An 18,051-nucleotide genomic window follows, 5' to 3' on the forward strand; every position below is an offset into this window, starting at 1 on the left:
GACTCGGAGGTGAGAATTATGCGAGCAAAAGAAGAATTACCGGAATGCCCAGTTGCAACAGCAGTATCGCTCATCGGAGGAAAATGGAAACTGCTGATTTTGCGTAACTTGAAAGAGCGTCCATGGAGATTCAATGAGCTACAACGAAGTATAGATGGTATTTCACAAAAGGTTTTGACGGATAGTTTAAGGCAAATGATGAGTGATGGACTGGCATATCGCCACGATTACCATGAACAGCCACCGAGAGTTGAATACGGATTAACGGAACTCGGAACAAAAATGCTTCCAATTGTTAATTCACTTGCTGACTTTGGTAACTACTATAAATCACTTATTGAACAGAATTAAGTACGTTAGTATTTGAAAAGCTCGAACAATCGGAAGTTAGAGAGGAGGAATTCTGTAATGAGATTTTTTGAAAATACCCGTAAGCCACAAGGCTTCGGCGGAAAATTGATGACGAAGATGATGAACAGCGGTCACGCCAAATTATCGCAATGGGGATTCTCAAATATCTCCGCGAAGTCTGATGCTGAAGTTTTGGACGTCGGCTGTGGCGGCGGAGCAAATATTGCGGTCTGGCTTGATAGATGTAGAAATGGCCACGTGACAGGAATGGATTATTCTGAGGTTAGTGTGGCAGAATCTCAAAAATTGAACGCCCTCGCCATTAAACAAGGGAAATGTAATGTAGTTCAAGGAGATGTATCTGCTATACCCTTTTCTGACGCGACTTTTGATTATGTTTCTGCCTTCGAAACAGTTTACTTTTGGCCAGGATTAGTAAAATGCTTTTCCGAGGTCAACCGTGTGCTGAAAAGCGAAGGCATATTCCTGATTTGTAATGAGAGTGACGGAACGAATACCGCAGATGAAAAATGGACAAAGATGATCAATGGTATGAAGATTTACACATCTAAACAACTTGTTGCCGCTTTGAAAGAAGCGGGTTTTACAGAGATTAAAACGTATTCAAATGCAAAAAATCATTGGATAAGTATTGTTGCAACGAAATAGCCAACTTCCAGCTTGAAGAAGAACTTGAAGAAGAAACAAAAATCATTCATGTCCTTTGTCATATAGTTTCTGTATATTTTTTGGAAGTTTATCAGGTAACATGGCATTTATCGTATCTTCATTACCATCTTTCATTGCTGTTTCATAATACCAGCACTTAAATTTTAAGAGGGAGAGAGTTTTTTGAAGTTCCTGGATTTCAGTTTCAACAGCTGATTTTCTGGCTTCAAATAATTCTTTCCTTTTTTCATAGCTGGCGCTGCCTTCAGATACCCAGATAAAAAATTGCTTTATATCTTTGATCTCAAGCCCAGATTTCTTCAGACATTCAATGATACGAAGCGCTTCCAACTCATTATCGCTGAAATAACGGATGTTTCCTTTACGTTCTAGATTAGGGAAAAAACCTTCCTTGTCATAATATCTTAAGGTAGAAACAGGAAGACTAAACATTGCAGAGACCTGACCGATTGTATACATAAAAAACCTTCTTTCAAAATATGCTTGACCTAAAGTTAACTTTAGGTTGCATGATATTTATATCATATACTATTGTTAGTATAATTACAAGAAATTTTGCATATGGAGGATGTTAAATATGTTAAAAACAGAAGAATTAAAGTTGGTATCTGAATGGGATAAAACTTTTCCACAGAGTGAAAAAGTAGACCATAAGAAAGTGACATTTGTAAATCGTTATGGAATCACACTTGCTGCAGATCTGTATAAGCCGAAAAATGTGTCAGGGAAATATCCTGCGATTGCCGTAAGCGGACCATTTGGTGCAGTCAAAGAACAGTGTTCTGGATTATATGCGCAGACGATGGCTGAAAAAGGATATTTAACGATTGCATTTGATCCTTCTTTTACGGGGGAAAGTGGAGGAAATCCAAGATTCATGGCCTCTCCGGATATTAATACAGAAGATTTCATGGCTGCTGTTGATTTTCTTTCTGTTCAGGAAGATGTGGATACGGATAAAATAGGAATCATTGGAATTTGCGGATGGGGTGGAATGGCTCTTAACGCAGCTGCATTGGATACAAGAATAAAAGCAACTGTTGCATCTACCATGTATGATATGACAAGGGCAAATGCAAATGGGTACTTTGATTCTGAGGACAGTGAAGAAGCACGTTATGCAAAGAAACAGTTACTGAATGCCCTCAGAACACAAGAATACCGTAAAGGCGAGTATTCCAGAGGCGGTGGTTGTGTGCCACTTCCGGTTCCGGAAGATGCCCCTTTCTTCGTAAAAGATTATAGTGAGTATTATAAAGGCAGATGTTATCATAAAAGGAGCCTGAATTCCAATGATGGCTGGAACAGTATTGGATGTATGTCATTTATGAATCAGCCAATATTAAAGTACAGTAATGAAATCAGAAGTGCAGTCCTTATTGTTCACGGAGAAAAAGCACACAGCTATTATTTTGGAAAAGATGCTTATGAAAATATGATCAAGGACAGCAAGTACACATCCAATAAAGAGCTGCTGACAATTCCAGGGGCTGTTCATACAGATCTTTACGATAATCTGGATGTAATCCCATTTGATAAAATCCAGAAATTTTTTAAAGAAAACGGGGTTGGTTAATCATGACATTTGAAGAATATTTGAGTAATATGAAGCCCGGATATACTGTAGATGGTGGAAGTGAAGACCATCTGATCATGCATGAGCTGTCTCAAAGGGCATTAAAAATAACGATGGAGCTGAATAACAAATATCATACAAAAGAAGAAATTGTACAGCTTATGTCAGAACTTACCGGGCAGAAAATAGATGAGAGTTTTGGAATGTTTCCTCCGTTTTATACGGATTGTGGGCGAAATATCCATATAGGTAATAATGTTTTTATTAATGCAGGATGTAAGTTTCAGGATCAGGGTGGTATTTATATAGAGGATGGAGTCCTGATTGGACATAATGCAGTACTGGCAACAATCAATCATATGGAAGATCCTGAGAAAAGAGCTGGTATGATATTTCAGCCGATTCATATTGAAAAAAATGTATGGATTGGAGCAAATGTAACGGTTCTTCCAGGGGTTACGATTGGTAAAGGTTCGATCATTGCAGCCGGAGCAGTTGTAACAAAAGATGTTCCGGCCAATATGATTGCGGCAGGAGTGCCTGCGAAAGTTATACGTAAGGTTAAAAAAGACGCTGAAAAAGGAGAAATTTAATTGTGGAAAAAAAGTATTGATCATATCTACAAGTTTTCGAGGAGGCAGCAATTCTGATGTACTCGCAAAGGAGTGTGCAAAGGGAGCAAAAGAAGCTGGGCATGTTTCTGTGTCATATACTCTTTCTGAGTGATTTTTCTTTCAGCCGGAGCAAGAAGATCTATCTGGTGAAGTCCTTCCTGTTGACACCGTTCCATGACTGTTTTCTTGAATGCGTTCATGAATTTATCGGTGGAACGATGCTTGTAACCGGCAGCTTCTTCATGTGGTTTATCCATATAGGGCTGCCTTTCTACTGCAGATTTTCTCACACTGTTTATTACGATATGGGTATGAATATTTCCAGATTCATTGTGGCCGTCAGTATGAGTAACCACCAGTGCCTGATATCCGGGAAACATCTGCTTTGCAAGTTCCAAACTGATTGCCTGTGCCTCCTCTCCGGTAAGTCCGTTTTCTGTAACATCGGTTGGATCGTAGCTGATAATGTAGTGGTGACTTTTGATATCTTCACGTTTCTTATTCTTGTGAAAATGAGCATTTGTTAGTTCACATTCCTTGTCAAAAGACATCGGATCACAGTTCAGCCCATCCATATAAAATTCTTTTCGAAGGATGCTTCTTCCAGATTCATCCAGAATCTTTTTTCCAGTTTTCTCATCGTGTTCAAGCAGAAGTTTTCTTAGATATTCAGATCGTGAGATTGAAAAACAAGTAGCTCCTTGATCCAGCAAATTGAGTTCGACATCTGTCAGTCGTACTGCAACAAAATGTCTGTGATTTAATTCTTTTTCTTTGTTTACTATTCTCATAATCCTCCTTCCTTTGCGATGAGGGAGTCCACGTATTTCAAAATCGGCTGTCTCTTCCGATATTAGAAATAGTGCTGTGAACACCTTTAGGTGGAACCAACAGACGAGTGAAACGTCTGTTATGAAGGGGGTATGGGGAGATCCCCATCAAGATAAAACCCATAGGTTGACGGGAGGCCAAATGGCAATACCGTTAAACATGGGTGGATCTTGCTCTTATTTGTTCTCCTCTATATAACGAAACGCTCAGAGGCTGTTTTACAGTGGGGGAAAAGAAAAAATATCAAAAATTGATGATTAATGGTGAGCTTGTGATAGAATGGAAAAAAGAGAAAAGCATAAAGGACGTAGTTGTGGAGAATATTTGTTATGATTAGAAAGTTGCTGAGCGAAGATATTGATAGAGTTGCTGACATATGGTTAAAGACAAATCTGAAAGCACATTATTTTATTTCCAATCAATACTGGAAAAGTAATTATGAATTAGTGAAAGAAATGATGTTACAATCCGAAGTCTATGTGTATGAAGATGATAAAATGATTCAAGGATTTGTAGGATTAAATGATGAATATATCGAAGGTATTTTTGTCTCTGATGAAATGCAGTCGTGCGGCATCGGTAAGCTTTTATTGGATTATATTAAGGATAAAAAAGTTAGATTACAATTAAATGTATACCAGAAGAATGCCAGAGCAATTTCTTTTTACCAAAGAGAAGGGTTCATTATTCAATGTGAAGGTTTGGATGAAGCTACTGGTGAAAAAGAATACACCATGCTATGGAAACAAAAATAGAAATCGGGATTTGGAGGAGATTCTTATTTATGAAAAAAGGAATAAATAAATCAATCTTATTTTATATTGCATCAGTTCTGTTTCTCGTAGCCTCAGCTATAGACTTTACGAGTGGAAATGAAAATTCTATGGCTATAGTATGGTTATGTCTTGGTTCTTCGTTTCTTTGCTTGGGTTCGATTCATAAGAAAAAGGAAAACAATACAGATGATAAATAATTTCCTGCTTGTATTGCTGGAAAATCGGGATTCATAGAGTCCTTTTGTGATTTGCAACTGCTGGTTGACAGATTTACAGTCTGAAATGGTGGAATGCAAACAGCAAAACTGTTATATTTAGCTCATAAAATCTGCAAAAGGAGGAAAAAATGATTTTAGCTGATAAGATTACAGAGGAAAGAAAAAAGAATGGATGGTCACAGGAAGAACTAGCCAATCAGTTGGGCGTATCCAGACAGGCAGTATCTAAGTGGGAAAGTGCAGGAGCTGTTCCAGATTTGCAAAGAATTTTACAGATGTCGGAGCTATTTGGTGTTAGTACAGATTACCTATTAAAAGATGAAATGCAAGCAGAAAATATCACCTATCACGAAAGTACTGAAAGCTATGCAGAACCGTTGAAAAAAGTAACTATGGAGAATGCAAATGAATTTCTTGACATGAAAAGAAATGGATCCAAAGTAGTAGCAAACGCAACAAGTATGTGTATCTTAAGTCCAATATTATTGATTGTTCTTGTGACAATGGCAGAAGATAGCGTATTTCATGTTTCGGAATCTCTGGCAACAGTATTTGGATGTGTTTTTTTGCTTGGAATGGTTGCGGCAGCCGTCTTTTTGTTTATTACATATGGAATGAGTGAATCACATATGGAACATTTTGAAAAAGAATGCTTTGAAACAGAGTATGGTGTATCTGGAATGGTACGAGAAAAAAAAGATTCCTATGAACCAATTTTTATCAGAGGAACAGCTGTTGGGGTAGTGCTTTGTATACTGGCAGTGATTCCGACAATTATTGCCGAATCTATGGAAGCGTCCGACTATTACTGTGGTCTTTCCGTTGGATTACTGCTATTCATACTTGCAATAGGAGTGAATCTGTTGGTTCGTGTTGGGATGGTAAAAAGCAGTTACGATACCCTTCTTCAGGAAGGCGAATATACAAAAGAAGAAAAACTGTTTAAGAAAAAGACTGACACGTTTTCTGGTGTATATTGGTGCTTGACTACAGCGATTTACCTTGCATGGAGCTTCTGGACGATGAGCTGGGATATTACATGGATTGTATGGCCGGTTGCAGGTGTTTTGTTTGCAGCATTGCTTGGTGTGGTGAAAATGGTGTTAAAGAATGGCAGTGAAACTCAGCACTATATTTAAGATGAAGTTAAGTTTTTTTCGCATATTATACGCATCCAGAAATTCCAGTTTGTATATATCTTTTAAAAGGTATATGATTAAGAAAAACGGCAGGAGGTATCTGAATGAAATCACATAAATATTGGTCTATCGGTGCACTGATTACAATGCTTGGAACTTTTTATACAGGTTATAAGGGATTAAAAGAAGGTCATAAGTACTTTGCAGCAAGTTCTTTGCTTTGCATGATTATGGCTATTTATACAGGACACAAGATGATTTCTGGTAAAAGTAGGAAGAAAAAAGAAGTTTCAGTAGAGAGTGTTGAAGATTAAAAAACAAAATATTTTAATAAATAACGCCGGTGCGGGATTTTTGATATCCAGTACTGGCGTTATTTATTCTACAGGGGCTTGGGGGGTGTAGCCACCAAATATACTATTCATTTTCTGTTTCGGCAAGTTTGTTAAGGATCCACTCCCGATTGATAACAATGTCCTTATCATTGCGGAGATCCTTGAAATCATTGTAGTGTGAAGAAGCAAATTCATACATATTGTCAATGTCAACTGCACCAGTGATCTCACCCTTATTAATGATTAGCAGCAACAATCGGTTACGGGTCTTTTCTGTGAAGTATCCGGATGATTGCTGGTTGAAAGGATCTTCGGAGGATGGAAGTGAAACGTATATGATCAAAAAGGGACGGTTGTCATTGAATTTAAGACCACCCTATTCCAAGGATAGGATCCATAAAGCGACAGAACGAATTATTGAAGAACAGAAAGAACAATCTGAGGATTCATAGAATGCGATTTAAGAGATGACCATGAGGAAAACTGAAAGCAACGGATATGATGAGATGGATAGGATTGAAGAATAACATTCGAGCCTGTGCCGATGAGATTGTATTGAATGATATTGTGTATTCCTAACGGATACCAACCGAAGAAGAACTGCTGTCAAACCGATGGCAGTTTTTCTGTTTCGGCAAGTATTCAAGAAGTCATTAAGTCGTGAGTATAATCGAAGTGGTAGAAAAGTTATCTCTTATATCGGTTGTAACTTTTTTATGACTCTATTGACAAGAAAACTTGGTATGTGTATAATTAAAATATGCAAAGAAAACTTGGCACGGAGGTGTTTTTATGAAAAAAGACGAAATATTAAATGCAAGCAGAAAAGAACATCGCAATAAGGACTTGGCTGAAATGGAAGTGGTATATCAAGCCGGAAGTCACGCAAGCAGAGTTGGTGCTTTAGTGTGTTGTTTGCTTTCGCTGTTATCTTCTGTGCTTGCTCATACTATGATTTACAGTCCGTGGGTTATATACTTCAGCATTATTGCAACACAATGGTTAGTTCGTTTTATCAAAATGAAGCGAAAGAGCGATTTGGTCTTGACAGTTCTGTTTTTTGTGCTTTCCATTTTGGCATTTGTTGGATTTGTTAGCCAGCTTTTAGAGGTGAGAATATGAAAGAACAATTACAACTGAAAAATCACTTAAAGGAAGTTCGCACAGAAGCAAATCTTTCTCAAGCTCAGCTTGCAGAAATGGTAGGGGTATCAAGAAATACCATTAGTTCTATTGAAACAGGACAGTTTAATCCAACTGCAAAATTGGCTTTAATTCTTTGTATTGCATTGGACAAAAAATTTGAGGAACTATTCTATTTTTAGGAGGTTATTATGGAAAATATTATAATGTTGATTTTGGGAGTGTTCATATCTGTTGTGGGAATTGTAAATATCAAAGGCAATATCAGCACAATTCACTCTTATAACAGGCGAAAAGTAAAGGAAGAAGATATACCAAAGTATGGAAAAACAGTCGGCACAGGAACGCTGATTATAGGAATATCTCTTGTATTAGGTTTTATTGTTTCGTTTTGGAGTGAAATAATTATAGATTATATCATTCTTCCAGCAGTTATTGTCGGATTAGGCTTTATATTGTATGGACAGTTCAAATACAATAAAGGAATTTTTTGAGAATCAGGGAGGTATAAAGATGGAATTGAACACAATATCAGGTCTGGCGATAGCGGGAGTTATCTGCTCCGTTGTCCTCTCGATGGGGGTACCGATTGCTTTGTTCATTGCAGGAAGGGTGAAGCTTAAGGCAAGGATTTCCTCGTTCTTTATCGGAGCAGGAACCTATCTGCTGTTTGCCATGCTGTTGGAGCAGCTGCTGCATGTTCTTGTCATTCAGTTCTGCGGACTGAACGCACAGAGCAGGCCATGGCTTTACTATGTGTACGCGGCTTTGGCTGCAGCGGTTTTTGAAGAGACCGGAAGACTGATTGCCATGAAGTTCTGGATGAAGAAATGGCTGGATTTTCCAAATGCACTGATGTATGGAATCGGGCATGGCGGTGTGGAGGCCATTCTGCTCGGAGGACTCTCCGGAATCAGCAATCTTGTGTCCATGCTGATGATCAACAGCGGAGCCATGCAGAATACGCTGGAGGCACTTCCTGCTGAGTCTGCAAACCAGACCGTGTCACAGCTGTCGGCCCTATGGACAACACCGGCACCACTCTTTTTTGTAAGCGGAATCGAAAGAATCAGTGCCATCATTCTGCATATCGGGTTGTCACTGCTGATCTACCGGGCGGTAAAGGAAGGCAAATGCAGAACAGCGGCTTTTACAGCGGTTCTTGCATATGGGATTCATTTTATCGTGGACTTCTTTGCCGTGGCAGGCCCGGCGCTTCTTCCCATCTATGTGATTGAAATTGGTGTCTTTGTGATGGCAGCCGGAACTCTTGTTATGGCGCTGAAGATGGGAAGGATGGAAGAACTGTGAATTCCAGTTTTCTGCTATCATAAAACAGAATATATCTGACAGAACGCACCGTAGAAATACGGTGTTTTTTGTTACCCAATAGGAATACTTTCAGAAAGTGCCAAAGGTTGGAAAAAAGAGAAAAGCATAAAGGATGTAGTTGTGGAGAAAATTTGTTATGATTAGAAAGTTGCTGAACGGAGATATCGATAGAGTTGCTGACATATGGTTAAAGACAAATCTGAAAGCACATTATTTTATTTCCAATCAATACTGGAAAAGTAATTATGAATTAGTAAAAGAAATGATGTCACAATACGAAGTTTATGTGTTTGAAGCAGATAAAATGATACAAGGATTTGTAGGACTAAATGATAAATATATAGAAGGTATTTTGTCTCCGATGAAATGCAGTCATGTGGCATAGGTAAGCTTTTATTAGATTATGTTAAGGATAAAAAAGTTAGCTTACGATTAAATGTATACCAGAAGAATGCCAGAGCAATTTCTTTTTACTAAAGAGAAGGGTTCATTGCAGAGAAAAAAGGCTGTAAAAACAGGAACAGCCAGCCCGAAAGAATTTACGGACTGGCTGTATCAGCAGAGTAATGTAATTGTTGAGCTGACCGAGATATGAAAAACTTTCTATCGTCAATTTCGCATTATTGCAATAACAGATTGCTTCTTCCATGAATGAATAAGCAATATTGTCATCAAACTTTCAAGCATAAACATAGCAACAGCAAAAAGAGTAAAAGCAACAACCGGAAATACAAATCCCGTAGACATGCCTGCATTTTTCAAAAATATACCGATTGCATATCCGCCGGGGATTCCAACAACAGCAGTTATAAGCAATGCAATCAAAGTAGTAAAAAGACCTTCCATCATAAATGCTTGCTCCAACTGCTTATTTGTCATACCAATAGATTTTAGTGTGCCCATTTCCTGTTTCTGTGATAAAAGATTTGTCACAGTAAGATTGATTTGATTGATGACCGCAAATATCCACAAGATGGCTGCAATCGCATAAGCTAATGTAAAACCTGCACGATTGTCTGATTGGTGTTCTACAATAAAATCTTGAAGGGTTTGTAAGCGAACATCCCTATTGTCAGAAACGAGTAATTTGAGTTCTTGCTCGATTATCTCCTGATATTCAGCTTCTGCTTGTATTTCGATTGCGTATGTACAGTCATAACCTGCAAGTTCTTTGAGCATATTTTCCGGCATTCTGAAAATATAGCCACCCATTCCATCATTGCTGGAAGTGATTGCACCAATTTTGAATGCTTTTGTTATTGTTTTACCACTATGATTTTTGAAATTAAAGGTCACAGTATCCCCAATTTGAGGTTTCCAATGGTAAACATCATAAATACGTTCGGGATCACTTACAACTAATTCTGTATCATCAGTAATATTTCCAGACAAAACCGCTGCATTTAGCGACGCCAAATCCTTTTCATTATAGCCGAGCATCAAGGTGCTATCTGAAATATCATTGTCTGTTGAGAAATCAACTGGTACGGTAGCATAAGTAAATATATTGCTAACTCCCTCTATATCTCCAACACGCTTTACATAATCAGAAAAATATTCTTTCTGCAAGAGAGCATCCAAATTTTCACTTTCGTTTTCTAAATCAATGCTGATTTTGAAATCTCCGTACTTCATATCCCAATAACGAGCCATACTCTCGGCATTAAAAGAACTCTGATAACTTGCTGCAAGGAAAAATATAACTCCGCACAGTCCCAATGATAAAATGGTCAATAGAGATTTTTTTCTGTTTCTGGAAAAGCTGATTTTCGCTAAATATACAGGCGTAATACGATGTCTTTTGTGAGTGCGGTAATTTACAATTCCCACTGGATTTTTCAGGGCGGAAATTGGAGAAGTATTCGCTGCAATTTTTGCTGGTTTACGAACACTAATATAAACAAGCAGTATTCCAAAAAGGCATGCGCCACATAGAGAAACAATAAATGCAAATATTGACCAGCCTTTTGATTGCAGACAATAGCTGATGATCGTTCCCATGATACTACCAATTAAAATCCCCGGAACTGCAAGCATATAACCCTGTTTAAGAACTATTTTATAAATTTGCTTTTTACTTGCCCCTATTGTCCGAAGCTGTCCGAACTCAGCAACTTTTTGTCCAACCGAAATATAGAAAATGCTGTAAATTACAAGTGCGGCAGCTAAAAACAAAATGGCAGCAACTACACCATATACCGCATAATTACTGAAGGACAAAGTTGTATTTACATAATCATAGTAACTGCTGACTGTCCAATTATTCAGTCCAGTCTCCTCTGAAATTTGAGATAATATTTCTGTTGCTTCGTCTTTTGTAAGGGTATCTGCATTTTCAAGCCAAACATATCCAGTAAGCAGGTTATTTCCACGTAATTCCCGGCATTTTTCAAGTGAAACAAAAACAGGATAAGCGGTAGAAGTTTTATCATGATAAATACCAACAATAGTATAATTCTTCAAAGTACCATCCAGATTCAACTGAACTATGGCGTTGATTTCCGGAGACTTATTTTCACTGGCAAAAAAGGCATCTGTAACAGCAATTTCACTTGCTTTCTCTGGATATTTTCCGTCAAAGGCAGGAATCAAACTAAGCATGTCATCATCATAATAAATCAGAGACAGTTCTTTAGAATTTTCTTTCACTGTTTTGATATTACAGGAAAGTCCTACACTTTTTACTTCTTCGTTTGCTAACAACTTTTCTTTACTGTCCTGCGTAATGTCAAAGAAAATCCCTTGATGTAATCCTTCGATTTCTTTCTGATTTTGATAAATGATATTTTGCACTGTGAGCAACGACATCATTATCATAGCAACGGCTACAATAATTGCCGAAAGGCAAAATAAGTTTTTCTTCTTATCAAAACGCACACTTTTTCGTGCTAATTTTTTAATTACTGCACTGGTATCATTTTCAAAAGGATAATTCATAATTCCCACCTCCTTTAGCCAACAATTTTACCATCTTCAATCCGTACAATGCGGTCTGCGAGTTGAGCGATCTCGTTGTTGTGAGTAATCATTACAATGGTCTGATTAAATTCTCCGCTGGTACGCTTCAAAAGCCCTAACACATCTGCACTGGTCTTGCTATCAAGATTTCCGGTCGGTTCATCAGCAAGGATAATCGCAGGCTTCGTAATTAAAGCTCGTGCAATCGCTACACGTTGCTGTTGACCGCCTGAAAGATTGTTCGGCATATTTTCCAGTTTATCTTCTAAAGCCAACATATACACAACTTCGTCCATAAATTTCTGGTCTACTGTATCGCCATCCAGTTCCACAGGCAGGACGATATTTTCATATACATTCAAAATCGGAACCAGATTATAATTTTGGAAGATAAATCCGATGTTACGACGGCGGAAAATTGTCAATTCATCATCATTCTTTTTTGCGAGTTCTTCTCCCCGTACAATCACGCTGCCGGAAGTGGGGGTATCAAGTCCTCCCATCATGTGAAGCAATGTAGACTTACCGCTGCCGGAAGTTCCAACTACGGCAACAAATTCTCCCTGTTCCACAGTAAAATTTACACCATTAAGGGCACGAGTAATATTTGGTTCTGTGCCGTAATACTTCTTTAAGTCGATTGTTTGTAAAATGCTCATATTCAAATGCTCCTTTCAAGGCTTTCTATCTGTTGATAAAGCCATTGTAAACCACAAATGTTACACAAATGTCCGAGATAGAAAAAATTTTTATCGAAAATCAGGGTGAAATGTTACAACGCTCGGACATTTCAAAAAAAGTGGTTATATCTTACCTTACAGGAAGCATAATAGAAAATTCTGAGCCTTGCCCCAGCTCTGAAACGACCTTGATATATCCCCCTTGCCTTGTTACAATCTCACGAGCCAAATACAAACCTATTCCTACACCCTGTTGATCGTGTACTTCTTCCTCACGATAGAAGCGCCGGAAGATGGCAGCCTGATTGCTTTCTGAAATGCCCTTGCCGGTGTCGGTCACTTTGACCTCTACGTACATTTCCCACTGAACCACTGATACAGAAATCTTTCCACCTGACGGAGTGTATTTTACTGCATTGTCCAGCAAATTGAAAAGGGCTTCGCTTGTCCACTTGCTATCATGGGAGATTATCAAATTTTCCGGGCAATCCACGGATACAGCAATTTCTTTTTTCTCTGCGGCATATACTATACTGCTCATGGCTTGTGCAAGCGTATGGAATAAGCTGCTGTCTTTCTTTTCTAATCGTATCGCTCCGGTTTCCAACCGGGATGTTTTAACCAGTGCTTGGAACAGAAAATCTAGTTTATCAGTCTGACTGCGTATGCCTTGTAAAAAGTCCATCCGTTCTTCTTCTGAAACAGGTTTTGTTAAAAGTGTGTCCGTTACCATTTGCAAATTGCTGACAGGCGTTTTTACTTGATGCGAAATATCAGAAATCAGCATTTGAAGCTCCTGTCGTTCCATGTCTATCTTGTGTCGGTTTTTCTGCATAATCTCATACAACCGGATTAAGCGGTGGTTGATACGGGCAAAAAGAGTTTCACTATCATTTGACTTTTGTAATTCCTCGTTTCCATCAATCATGTTGTCCAGCGTCCGGCACAAATTAGAAGTAAGATGAGAAAGGCGTTTTCCAAAAAACAGCACCAATAGCCAAATCCAGAAAAATGCACAGAGTGTCAATGTTCCACCCGCTATGAAAATTCGTGTATCCTGCATTATACCGCCGAAAATACCAGTAATTACCAGCATAGAGAAAACCATGCCAGCACTAATCAGTCTACAAATTTTCTTAGCAGAAAGGTTATTCAGTTTCATTTCTTTTCGCCTCCTGTCCATTGATAACCCATACCGTAAACCGTTTTGATATATGTGTCGCCATCCGCTTCAATCTTACTGCGAATGCGGCTGATAGAAGTAGTAAGGGTATGTTCATCTACATATTTTTCATCAATGTCCCACAGCCTTTCCAAAAGTTGTTGGCGGGTAAGTACCTGCTTCGGATTTTTAAGAAATAGGTTCAGCATTTTATATTCCATCGCAGAAAGCGCTAATGGTTTCCCGTTCAAACTTGCAAATTGTTCCGAAAAATCCAGAAACAGGCTACCATCCTCGTAAATATCCTTAGCTGGTTTGTGATGTTCCAACATAGCGAACATGGCTTTGATCTTTCGCTGCAAAGCACTAATTGAAAAAGGTTTCGTGATATAATCCACTGCACCAGCTTCATATCCTCGTATCTGATCGCTTTCCTGATCGTTGGCAGTTAGAAATATAACTACTGTATCAGGATGCTCTGGCTTGATAAGACGGCATAGGTCATAACCATTTCCGTCTGGTAAATTTATATCCAGCAATACCAAATCAAAAATGTTTGTTTTTAATGATTCAGCGGCTGTCCTTGCATTCAGAACAGAAGTTATTGTGTAACCGTCCAATTCCAAATTATAAGTAAGCGTTTTATTCAAAAGATTATCGTCTTCGACAATTAAAATCTGCTTCATATTGTCACTTCCTTTTCTTTTTGCAGATAGTATAACAGGCAAATGTCCGAGAATTGTTACAAGGACAAATATATTTTTCATTTTACAGCTTTTTTCTGTGTACTGCAATTTTATAAAAGAAAGGACAGCAGTGTCAAATTGCTGTCCTTAACGAACATATTTAATGAAATATCGGAACCATCTTCTTTTTGTTGTCTACCTATAATAATGATTGGAGTAATCGATTATAGACACTGCAATCAAAAAAATCTGAAAATATATTTATCAACATTACATAAAAATGTGTAGATGCACATAAAATGGGAATACATATTGAAATTCAGGTCGTTCTGTGATAGAATCTCATTACTAAAAAGTGTGTAGGTGCACGGAAATGGGGAGTGTAACGATGGAGATTAAAAGAGACGCTTACCTACAGCAGCTGATCGAGCGAAAAGATAATGGAATGATAAAGGTGATTACCGGCATTCGTAGATGTGGCAAATCCTTTTTGCTGTTTACCATCTTTAATAGATACTTACTGGAGAACGGCGTTGATGTTGATCATATTATTGAAATTGCATTGGATGGTATTGAGAACGAGGAATTAAGAGATCCCAAGGTATGCTTCAAGTACATCAAGGATGCCATGAAAGACGACGGGAAGTATTATCTCCTTTTGGATGAAGTGCAGTTCATGCCACGATTTGAGGAAGTGCTGAACAGCCTGCTCCGCATGAGCAATATTGATGTGTATGTCACCGGAAGTAATTCCAAGTTCCTGTCCAGCGACATTGTGACCGAATTCCGTGGCAGAGGTGATGAGATTAGAATCTACCCTCTCTCCTTTGCAGAGTTTTATTCTGTCTATGACGGCGATTATGATGATGCCTGGGATGACTACATGATCTACGGAGGATTGCCGCAGATCGTAAGTTTCCAGAGCGAACGACAGAAAGCGGACTATCTGAAGAACATCTTTGCAAATGTCTATCTGAAGGATGTTATTGAAAGAAATAAGATTCAGAACGTGGATGAGATTGGGATTCTGGTTGATGTGCTTGCATCTGCAATCGGCGCACCGACCAACCCTTCAAAGATTGCCAATACCTTTGCCAGTGAGCGCCAGATGACTTATGCTAATAAAACCATCTCCAAGCATATCGACCATTTGACAGATGCCTTTTTGATTTCCAAGGCAAGCCGATACGATATTAAGGGCAGAAAGTATATCGGTGCAAATCTGAAATACTACTTTACTGATCTGGGACTGAGAAATGCACGTCTGAATTTCAGACAGCAGGAGCCTACTCATATCATGGAGAACATTGTTTATAACGAGCTGCTGATCCGTGGCTACAATGTTGATGTGGGTGTCGTGGATATCTTCGATAAGGATAAAGAGGGCAAACGTGTTCGCAAGCAGTTGGAGGTTGACTTTGTGGTGAATCAAGGAAACCAGAGATACTATATCCAGGTTGCATATGACATGACTTCGGAAGAAAAACAGACGCAGGAGTTCAATTCTCTGCGTAATATCCCGGACTCTTTCAAGAAGATCGTCATTGTAAATGGCAGCAAAAAGCCTTGGAGAAATGATGAAGGTTTTGTCATCATGGGAATGAAGTATTTCTTGCTGAATGCGAATAGTCTGGAATTTTAAGTCGATTTGAGTTGTTGCTGTGGTGTTGTTCTATTTCAAAAAAGAGTGGGATTGTGTAGATATCTCTCCTGAGGCAATTGAAGAAAATCGTGCATATGTCTTCATCAATAAAGAATCACAGCGTATAAGAAAAGAATCTTTGAACGCACTGGATGGAAAAGATGTGTTGTTGGTATTCCCGACAAATCATAAGAAGAATTCTACGGTACGTATTTTGAAAACACCGAAGACAGAAAGCAGTGTACGTAAAATTTTCTTACCGAAAAATGTTGCTAATATGCTGGTAGACTGGAAAGCTGAACAGGATGAAATGAAAGAAGTCCTTGGTGACGAATATATGGACTACAACCTGGTTATGGCAAGTACCTTTGGTCTGTCTCTTGGTGATGGAGCAATCCGTGGTCCTTTAAAGAAATTGATCGAGGATTATAATCGCCCACCGGTTGTATTTCACAGTTTCCGTCATAGCAGTGTTACTTATAAGCTGAAATTGAATGGTGGAGACATCAAGGCGGTACAGGGTGATTCCGGCCATGCTCAGGTCAATATGGTTACGGATGTGTACTCTCATATTCTGGATGATGACCGAAGGAAAAATGCAGAGCTTTTTGAAGAAGCATTTTATGAGAAGAAGAATCTGAATCCACAGATGCATGTACAGCAGGAAAATAATAATGCACCTGTTGCTGATGAAGTCGATCCGGAACTTCTGGCAAAAGTATTGGCTAATCCGGAGATGCGAGCGTTGCTCAATTCACTGGCGAAGACGATGAAGTAATGAAAAATAGTGAAAAAATAGTGTAATTTTAGTGGAAATAAGAAACCCCTTCACAAGCGCTTTGAATCAATTCTAATAATAAAGATAGACTGACGAAGATATATTACAATAAAGATATTTTTTATATCAAGAATGTAAAAGAAAGTTAGGGAAGTACTTGTAAATGCATTAATTCATAGAGATTATCAAATTGTTGGTACAGAGGTGCATGTAGATATTTATGATGATCGTTTAGAAATAACATCTCCTGGTGGTATGCTAAATGGCAGTAGGATTCAGGATCTGGACTTAAAAAGAGTACCATCCATGAGGAGAAATGAAATAATATCTGATATATTTGGTAGATTACATTACATGGACCGAAGAGGAAGTGGTATTGGACGAATAATTAATTCGTATACAGATTTTACCGAAAAACCTGTCTTTTATTCAAATGAGTTTTATCTTCAAGTTGTATTACCTAATCGAAGTGTAGCAGATCCGGCTCAGCTAAATTTAGATTTATATTCTGAAAGTCAATTTAATGATGAGAAAACTCAATTCAGTAATGAGAAAACTCAACTGACAAATAGAAAACTCAACTCAGATAAAGATTGGGAATTGATTTACTTCAAAGAAAAATTAATTGAACAAATTGATAATGCGTTTCGAAACAAAACTATTAATCAGATAGAGCAACTATTTAACAGATATAGATATGATTATTCATTTAATAGAAGAAATATTGCAGAAATGTTTTGTATATCTGAAAATGGAGCCTCTGGATTTATAAAAAATGTTTAGAAAAAAACATTATTAAAAAAGAAAAAATAGATTCCTATAGATTTGTCAATAAACAAAATGAATAAAAAAGTAGCCAGTCAAAAACGCATGGACAAACCGTCTCGTATGCGGCATATTAATTGTAGACAAGAAAATATCTTGTACTTACGATAGGAAGTTTAATTGAATACTGTTTACCATGATCGAACGTACGAAGCATGGTGGTCATATAATAGATGTCGATGGGTAATATCAAGGCATTCCCCGATTATTAGCTGGAGCAAACAATCAGCTAACTTTCAGAGCTTTACAGAGCTTGACAGAGGGGGTATTCAGAATAACTCAAATTGAATCGGAAACAGTTTTATATAGTGTCCC

The 18,051-nt window shown here is 38.1% G+C and carries 22 protein-coding genes and 1 pseudogene; 17 read left to right on the forward strand and 6 right to left on the reverse strand.

The window, feature by feature from the left end:
* The first annotated feature begins 18 nt into the window (after positions 1 to 18).
* Positions 19 to 351: a helix-turn-helix domain-containing protein gene (locus D8Q48_RS04635; RefSeq protein WP_072522465.1), complete on the forward strand. Its 333-nt coding sequence runs from the start codon at positions 19 to 21 to the stop codon at positions 349 to 351.
* A 57-nt stretch (positions 352 to 408) separates the two neighbouring features.
* On the forward strand, positions 409 to 1,020 hold the full coding sequence (locus tag D8Q48_RS04640; RefSeq protein WP_118225700.1) for a class I SAM-dependent methyltransferase: 612 nt from the start codon (positions 409 to 411) through the stop codon (positions 1,018 to 1,020).
* Between the two features lie 42 nt (positions 1,021 to 1,062).
* Here the strand turns inward: D8Q48_RS04640 and D8Q48_RS04645 are convergent, their stop codons facing one another.
* Positions 1,063 to 1,500 carry a MerR family transcriptional regulator gene (locus D8Q48_RS04645; RefSeq protein ID WP_015541390.1) on the reverse strand — a complete coding sequence of 146 codons (438 nt, stop codon included), beginning with the start codon at positions 1,498 to 1,500 and terminating at the stop codon, positions 1,063 to 1,065.
* A 118-nt stretch (positions 1,501 to 1,618) separates the two neighbouring features.
* Between D8Q48_RS04645 and D8Q48_RS04650 the strand changes: the two genes are divergently transcribed.
* Together D8Q48_RS04650 and D8Q48_RS04655 are read left to right on the forward strand one after the other, a co-directional pair.
* The gene (locus tag D8Q48_RS04650) at positions 1,619 to 2,617 is read left to right on the forward strand and encodes an alpha/beta hydrolase (protein WP_121055608.1); all 999 of its coding nucleotides are present in this window, start codon (positions 1,619 to 1,621) and stop codon (positions 2,615 to 2,617) included.
* Positions 2,618 to 2,619: 2 nt separating this feature from the next.
* The gene (locus D8Q48_RS04655) at positions 2,620 to 3,210 is read left to right on the forward strand and encodes a sugar O-acetyltransferase (RefSeq protein WP_117835391.1); all 591 of its coding nucleotides are present in this window, start codon (positions 2,620 to 2,622) and stop codon (positions 3,208 to 3,210) included.
* Positions 3,211 to 3,236: 26 nt separating this feature from the next.
* Here D8Q48_RS04655 and D8Q48_RS17875 read toward each other — a convergent pair whose 3' ends face one another.
* Positions 3,237 to 4,022: a relaxase/mobilization nuclease domain-containing protein gene (locus tag D8Q48_RS17875; RefSeq protein ID WP_330514371.1), complete on the reverse strand. Its 786-nt coding sequence runs from the start codon at positions 4,020 to 4,022 to the stop codon at positions 3,237 to 3,239.
* Positions 4,023 to 4,391: 369 nt separating this feature from the next.
* Here D8Q48_RS17875 and D8Q48_RS04670 point away from each other — a divergent pair, with 369 nt between their 5' ends.
* From D8Q48_RS04670 to D8Q48_RS04720, 10 genes and pseudogenes are all read left to right on the forward strand, one after another.
* Complete coding sequence (locus tag D8Q48_RS04670) at positions 4,392 to 4,817, forward strand: GNAT family N-acetyltransferase (RefSeq protein ID WP_121055610.1); 426 nt, start codon at positions 4,392 to 4,394, stop codon at positions 4,815 to 4,817.
* A 29-nt stretch (positions 4,818 to 4,846) separates the two neighbouring features.
* Positions 4,847 to 5,035: a hypothetical protein gene (locus D8Q48_RS04675; protein ID WP_121055612.1), complete on the forward strand. Its 189-nt coding sequence runs from the start codon at positions 4,847 to 4,849 to the stop codon at positions 5,033 to 5,035.
* Between the two features lie 149 nt (positions 5,036 to 5,184).
* Positions 5,185 to 6,195, forward strand: coding sequence for a helix-turn-helix transcriptional regulator (locus tag D8Q48_RS04680; RefSeq protein ID WP_117495659.1), 1,011 nt, complete (start codon positions 5,185 to 5,187; stop codon positions 6,193 to 6,195).
* Between the two features lie 104 nt (positions 6,196 to 6,299).
* Complete coding sequence (locus tag D8Q48_RS04685; protein ID WP_118198095.1) at positions 6,300 to 6,509, forward strand: DUF6219 family protein; 210 nt, start codon at positions 6,300 to 6,302, stop codon at positions 6,507 to 6,509.
* A gap of 504 nt (positions 6,510 to 7,013) precedes the next feature.
* Positions 7,014 to 7,109, forward strand: coding sequence for a TnpV protein (locus D8Q48_RS04695; protein ID WP_279217516.1), 96 nt, complete (start codon positions 7,014 to 7,016; stop codon positions 7,107 to 7,109).
* A 213-nt stretch (positions 7,110 to 7,322) separates the two neighbouring features.
* On the forward strand, positions 7,323 to 7,652 hold the full coding sequence (locus D8Q48_RS04700; RefSeq protein WP_117525758.1) for a DUF6442 family protein: 330 nt from the start codon (positions 7,323 to 7,325) through the stop codon (positions 7,650 to 7,652).
* On the forward strand, positions 7,649 to 7,855 hold the full coding sequence (locus tag D8Q48_RS04705; RefSeq protein WP_003865061.1) for a helix-turn-helix transcriptional regulator: 207 nt from the start codon (positions 7,649 to 7,651) through the stop codon (positions 7,853 to 7,855). Before D8Q48_RS04700 ends, D8Q48_RS04705 begins: the two co-directional genes overlap by 4 nt.
* A 9-nt stretch (positions 7,856 to 7,864) precedes the next feature.
* Positions 7,865 to 8,167, forward strand: a complete 303-nt coding sequence (locus D8Q48_RS04710) for a hypothetical protein (RefSeq protein WP_008121271.1) — start codon at positions 7,865 to 7,867, stop codon at positions 8,165 to 8,167.
* Complete coding sequence (locus D8Q48_RS04715) at positions 8,133 to 8,984, forward strand: YhfC family glutamic-type intramembrane protease (protein WP_118198247.1); 852 nt, start codon at positions 8,133 to 8,135, stop codon at positions 8,982 to 8,984. Before D8Q48_RS04710 ends, D8Q48_RS04715 begins: the two co-directional genes overlap by 35 nt.
* 157 nt (positions 8,985 to 9,141) lie before the next feature.
* A pseudogene (locus D8Q48_RS04720) lies at positions 9,142 to 9,482 on the forward strand (GNAT family N-acetyltransferase).
* 132 nt (positions 9,483 to 9,614) lie between these two features.
* Here D8Q48_RS04720 and D8Q48_RS04725 read toward each other — a convergent pair.
* The 4 genes from D8Q48_RS04725 to D8Q48_RS04740 all read right to left on the reverse strand — a co-directional run bounded on the left by D8Q48_RS04725 (position 9,615) and on the right by D8Q48_RS04740 (position 14,491).
* Positions 9,615 to 11,942: an FtsX-like permease family protein gene (locus D8Q48_RS04725; RefSeq protein WP_121055614.1), complete on the reverse strand. Its 2,328-nt coding sequence runs from the start codon at positions 11,940 to 11,942 to the stop codon at positions 9,615 to 9,617.
* Between the two features lie 14 nt (positions 11,943 to 11,956).
* A complete protein-coding gene (locus D8Q48_RS04730) occupies positions 11,957 to 12,622 on the reverse strand; it encodes an ABC transporter ATP-binding protein (protein WP_008791690.1) in 666 nt (221 codons plus the stop codon).
* 151 nt (positions 12,623 to 12,773) lie between these two features.
* On the reverse strand, positions 12,774 to 13,805 hold the full coding sequence (locus D8Q48_RS04735; RefSeq protein ID WP_118212819.1) for a HAMP domain-containing sensor histidine kinase: 1,032 nt from the start codon (positions 13,803 to 13,805) through the stop codon (positions 12,774 to 12,776).
* Positions 13,802 to 14,491, reverse strand: a complete 690-nt coding sequence (locus D8Q48_RS04740; RefSeq protein WP_019162604.1) for a response regulator transcription factor — start codon at positions 14,489 to 14,491, stop codon at positions 13,802 to 13,804. Before D8Q48_RS04740 ends, D8Q48_RS04735 begins: the two co-directional genes overlap by 4 nt.
* Before the next feature lie 388 nt (positions 14,492 to 14,879).
* On the opposite strand from D8Q48_RS04740, the gene D8Q48_RS04745 reads away from it, so the two are divergent.
* The 3 genes from D8Q48_RS04745 to D8Q48_RS04755 all read left to right on the forward strand — a co-directional run bounded on the left by D8Q48_RS04745 (position 14,880) and on the right by D8Q48_RS04755 (position 17,694).
* On the forward strand, positions 14,880 to 16,133 hold the full coding sequence (locus D8Q48_RS04745) for an ATP-binding protein (RefSeq protein ID WP_121055616.1): 1,254 nt from the start codon (positions 14,880 to 14,882) through the stop codon (positions 16,131 to 16,133).
* Between the two features lie 19 nt (positions 16,134 to 16,152).
* Positions 16,153 to 16,911, forward strand: a complete 759-nt coding sequence (locus D8Q48_RS04750; RefSeq protein WP_243116228.1) for a site-specific integrase — start codon at positions 16,153 to 16,155, stop codon at positions 16,909 to 16,911.
* Between the two features lie 204 nt (positions 16,912 to 17,115).
* Entirely contained in the window at positions 17,116 to 17,694 is a 579-nt protein-coding gene (locus tag D8Q48_RS04755; protein ID WP_243116229.1) for an ATP-binding protein, read from the forward strand.
* The last annotated feature ends 357 nt before the right edge of the window (positions 17,695 to 18,051 follow it).

The organism is Ruminococcus sp. B05 (genome assembly GCF_003628495.1).
Classification (GTDB): domain Bacteria; phylum Bacillota; class Clostridia; order Lachnospirales; family Lachnospiraceae; genus Schaedlerella; species Schaedlerella hominis.

Excerpts from the sequence above, each read along its gene's own strand:
- D8Q48_RS04740 (WP_019162604.1), bottom strand. The coding sequence starts at position 14,491 with ATGAAGCAGATTTTAATTGTCGAAGACGATAATCTTTTGAATAAAACG.
- D8Q48_RS04705 (WP_003865061.1), top strand. The coding sequence starts at position 7,649 with ATGAAAGAACAATTACAACTGAAAAATCACTTAAAGGAAGTTCGCACA.
- D8Q48_RS04730 (WP_008791690.1), bottom strand. The coding sequence starts at position 12,622 with ATGAGCATTTTACAAACAATCGACTTAAAGAAGTATTACGGCACAGAA.
- D8Q48_RS04635 (WP_072522465.1), top strand. The coding sequence starts at position 19 with ATGCGAGCAAAAGAAGAATTACCGGAATGCCCAGTTGCAACAGCAGTA.
- D8Q48_RS04670 (WP_121055610.1), top strand. The coding sequence starts at position 4,392 with ATGATTAGAAAGTTGCTGAGCGAAGATATTGATAGAGTTGCTGACATA.
- D8Q48_RS04675 (WP_121055612.1), top strand. The coding sequence starts at position 4,847 with ATGAAAAAAGGAATAAATAAATCAATCTTATTTTATATTGCATCAGTT.
- D8Q48_RS04645 (WP_015541390.1), bottom strand. The coding sequence starts at position 1,500 with ATGTATACAATCGGTCAGGTCTCTGCAATGTTTAGTCTTCCTGTTTCT.
- D8Q48_RS04725 (WP_121055614.1), bottom strand. The coding sequence starts at position 11,942 with ATGAATTATCCTTTTGAAAATGATACCAGTGCAGTAATTAAAAAATTA.
- D8Q48_RS17875 (WP_330514371.1), bottom strand. The coding sequence starts at position 4,022 with ATGAGAATAGTAAACAAAGAAAAAGAATTAAATCACAGACATTTTGTT.
- D8Q48_RS04735 (WP_118212819.1), bottom strand. The coding sequence starts at position 13,805 with ATGAAACTGAATAACCTTTCTGCTAAGAAAATTTGTAGACTGATTAGT.
- D8Q48_RS04745 (WP_121055616.1), top strand. The coding sequence starts at position 14,880 with ATGGAGATTAAAAGAGACGCTTACCTACAGCAGCTGATCGAGCGAAAA.
- D8Q48_RS04710 (WP_008121271.1), top strand. The coding sequence starts at position 7,865 with ATGGAAAATATTATAATGTTGATTTTGGGAGTGTTCATATCTGTTGTG.
- D8Q48_RS04650 (WP_121055608.1), top strand. The coding sequence starts at position 1,619 with ATGTTAAAAACAGAAGAATTAAAGTTGGTATCTGAATGGGATAAAACT.
- D8Q48_RS04680 (WP_117495659.1), top strand. The coding sequence starts at position 5,185 with ATGATTTTAGCTGATAAGATTACAGAGGAAAGAAAAAAGAATGGATGG.
- D8Q48_RS04685 (WP_118198095.1), top strand. The coding sequence starts at position 6,300 with ATGAAATCACATAAATATTGGTCTATCGGTGCACTGATTACAATGCTT.
- D8Q48_RS04655 (WP_117835391.1), top strand. The coding sequence starts at position 2,620 with ATGACATTTGAAGAATATTTGAGTAATATGAAGCCCGGATATACTGTA.
- D8Q48_RS04640 (WP_118225700.1), top strand. The coding sequence starts at position 409 with ATGAGATTTTTTGAAAATACCCGTAAGCCACAAGGCTTCGGCGGAAAA.
- D8Q48_RS04715 (WP_118198247.1), top strand. The coding sequence starts at position 8,133 with ATGGACAGTTCAAATACAATAAAGGAATTTTTTGAGAATCAGGGAGGT.
- D8Q48_RS04700 (WP_117525758.1), top strand. The coding sequence starts at position 7,323 with ATGAAAAAAGACGAAATATTAAATGCAAGCAGAAAAGAACATCGCAAT.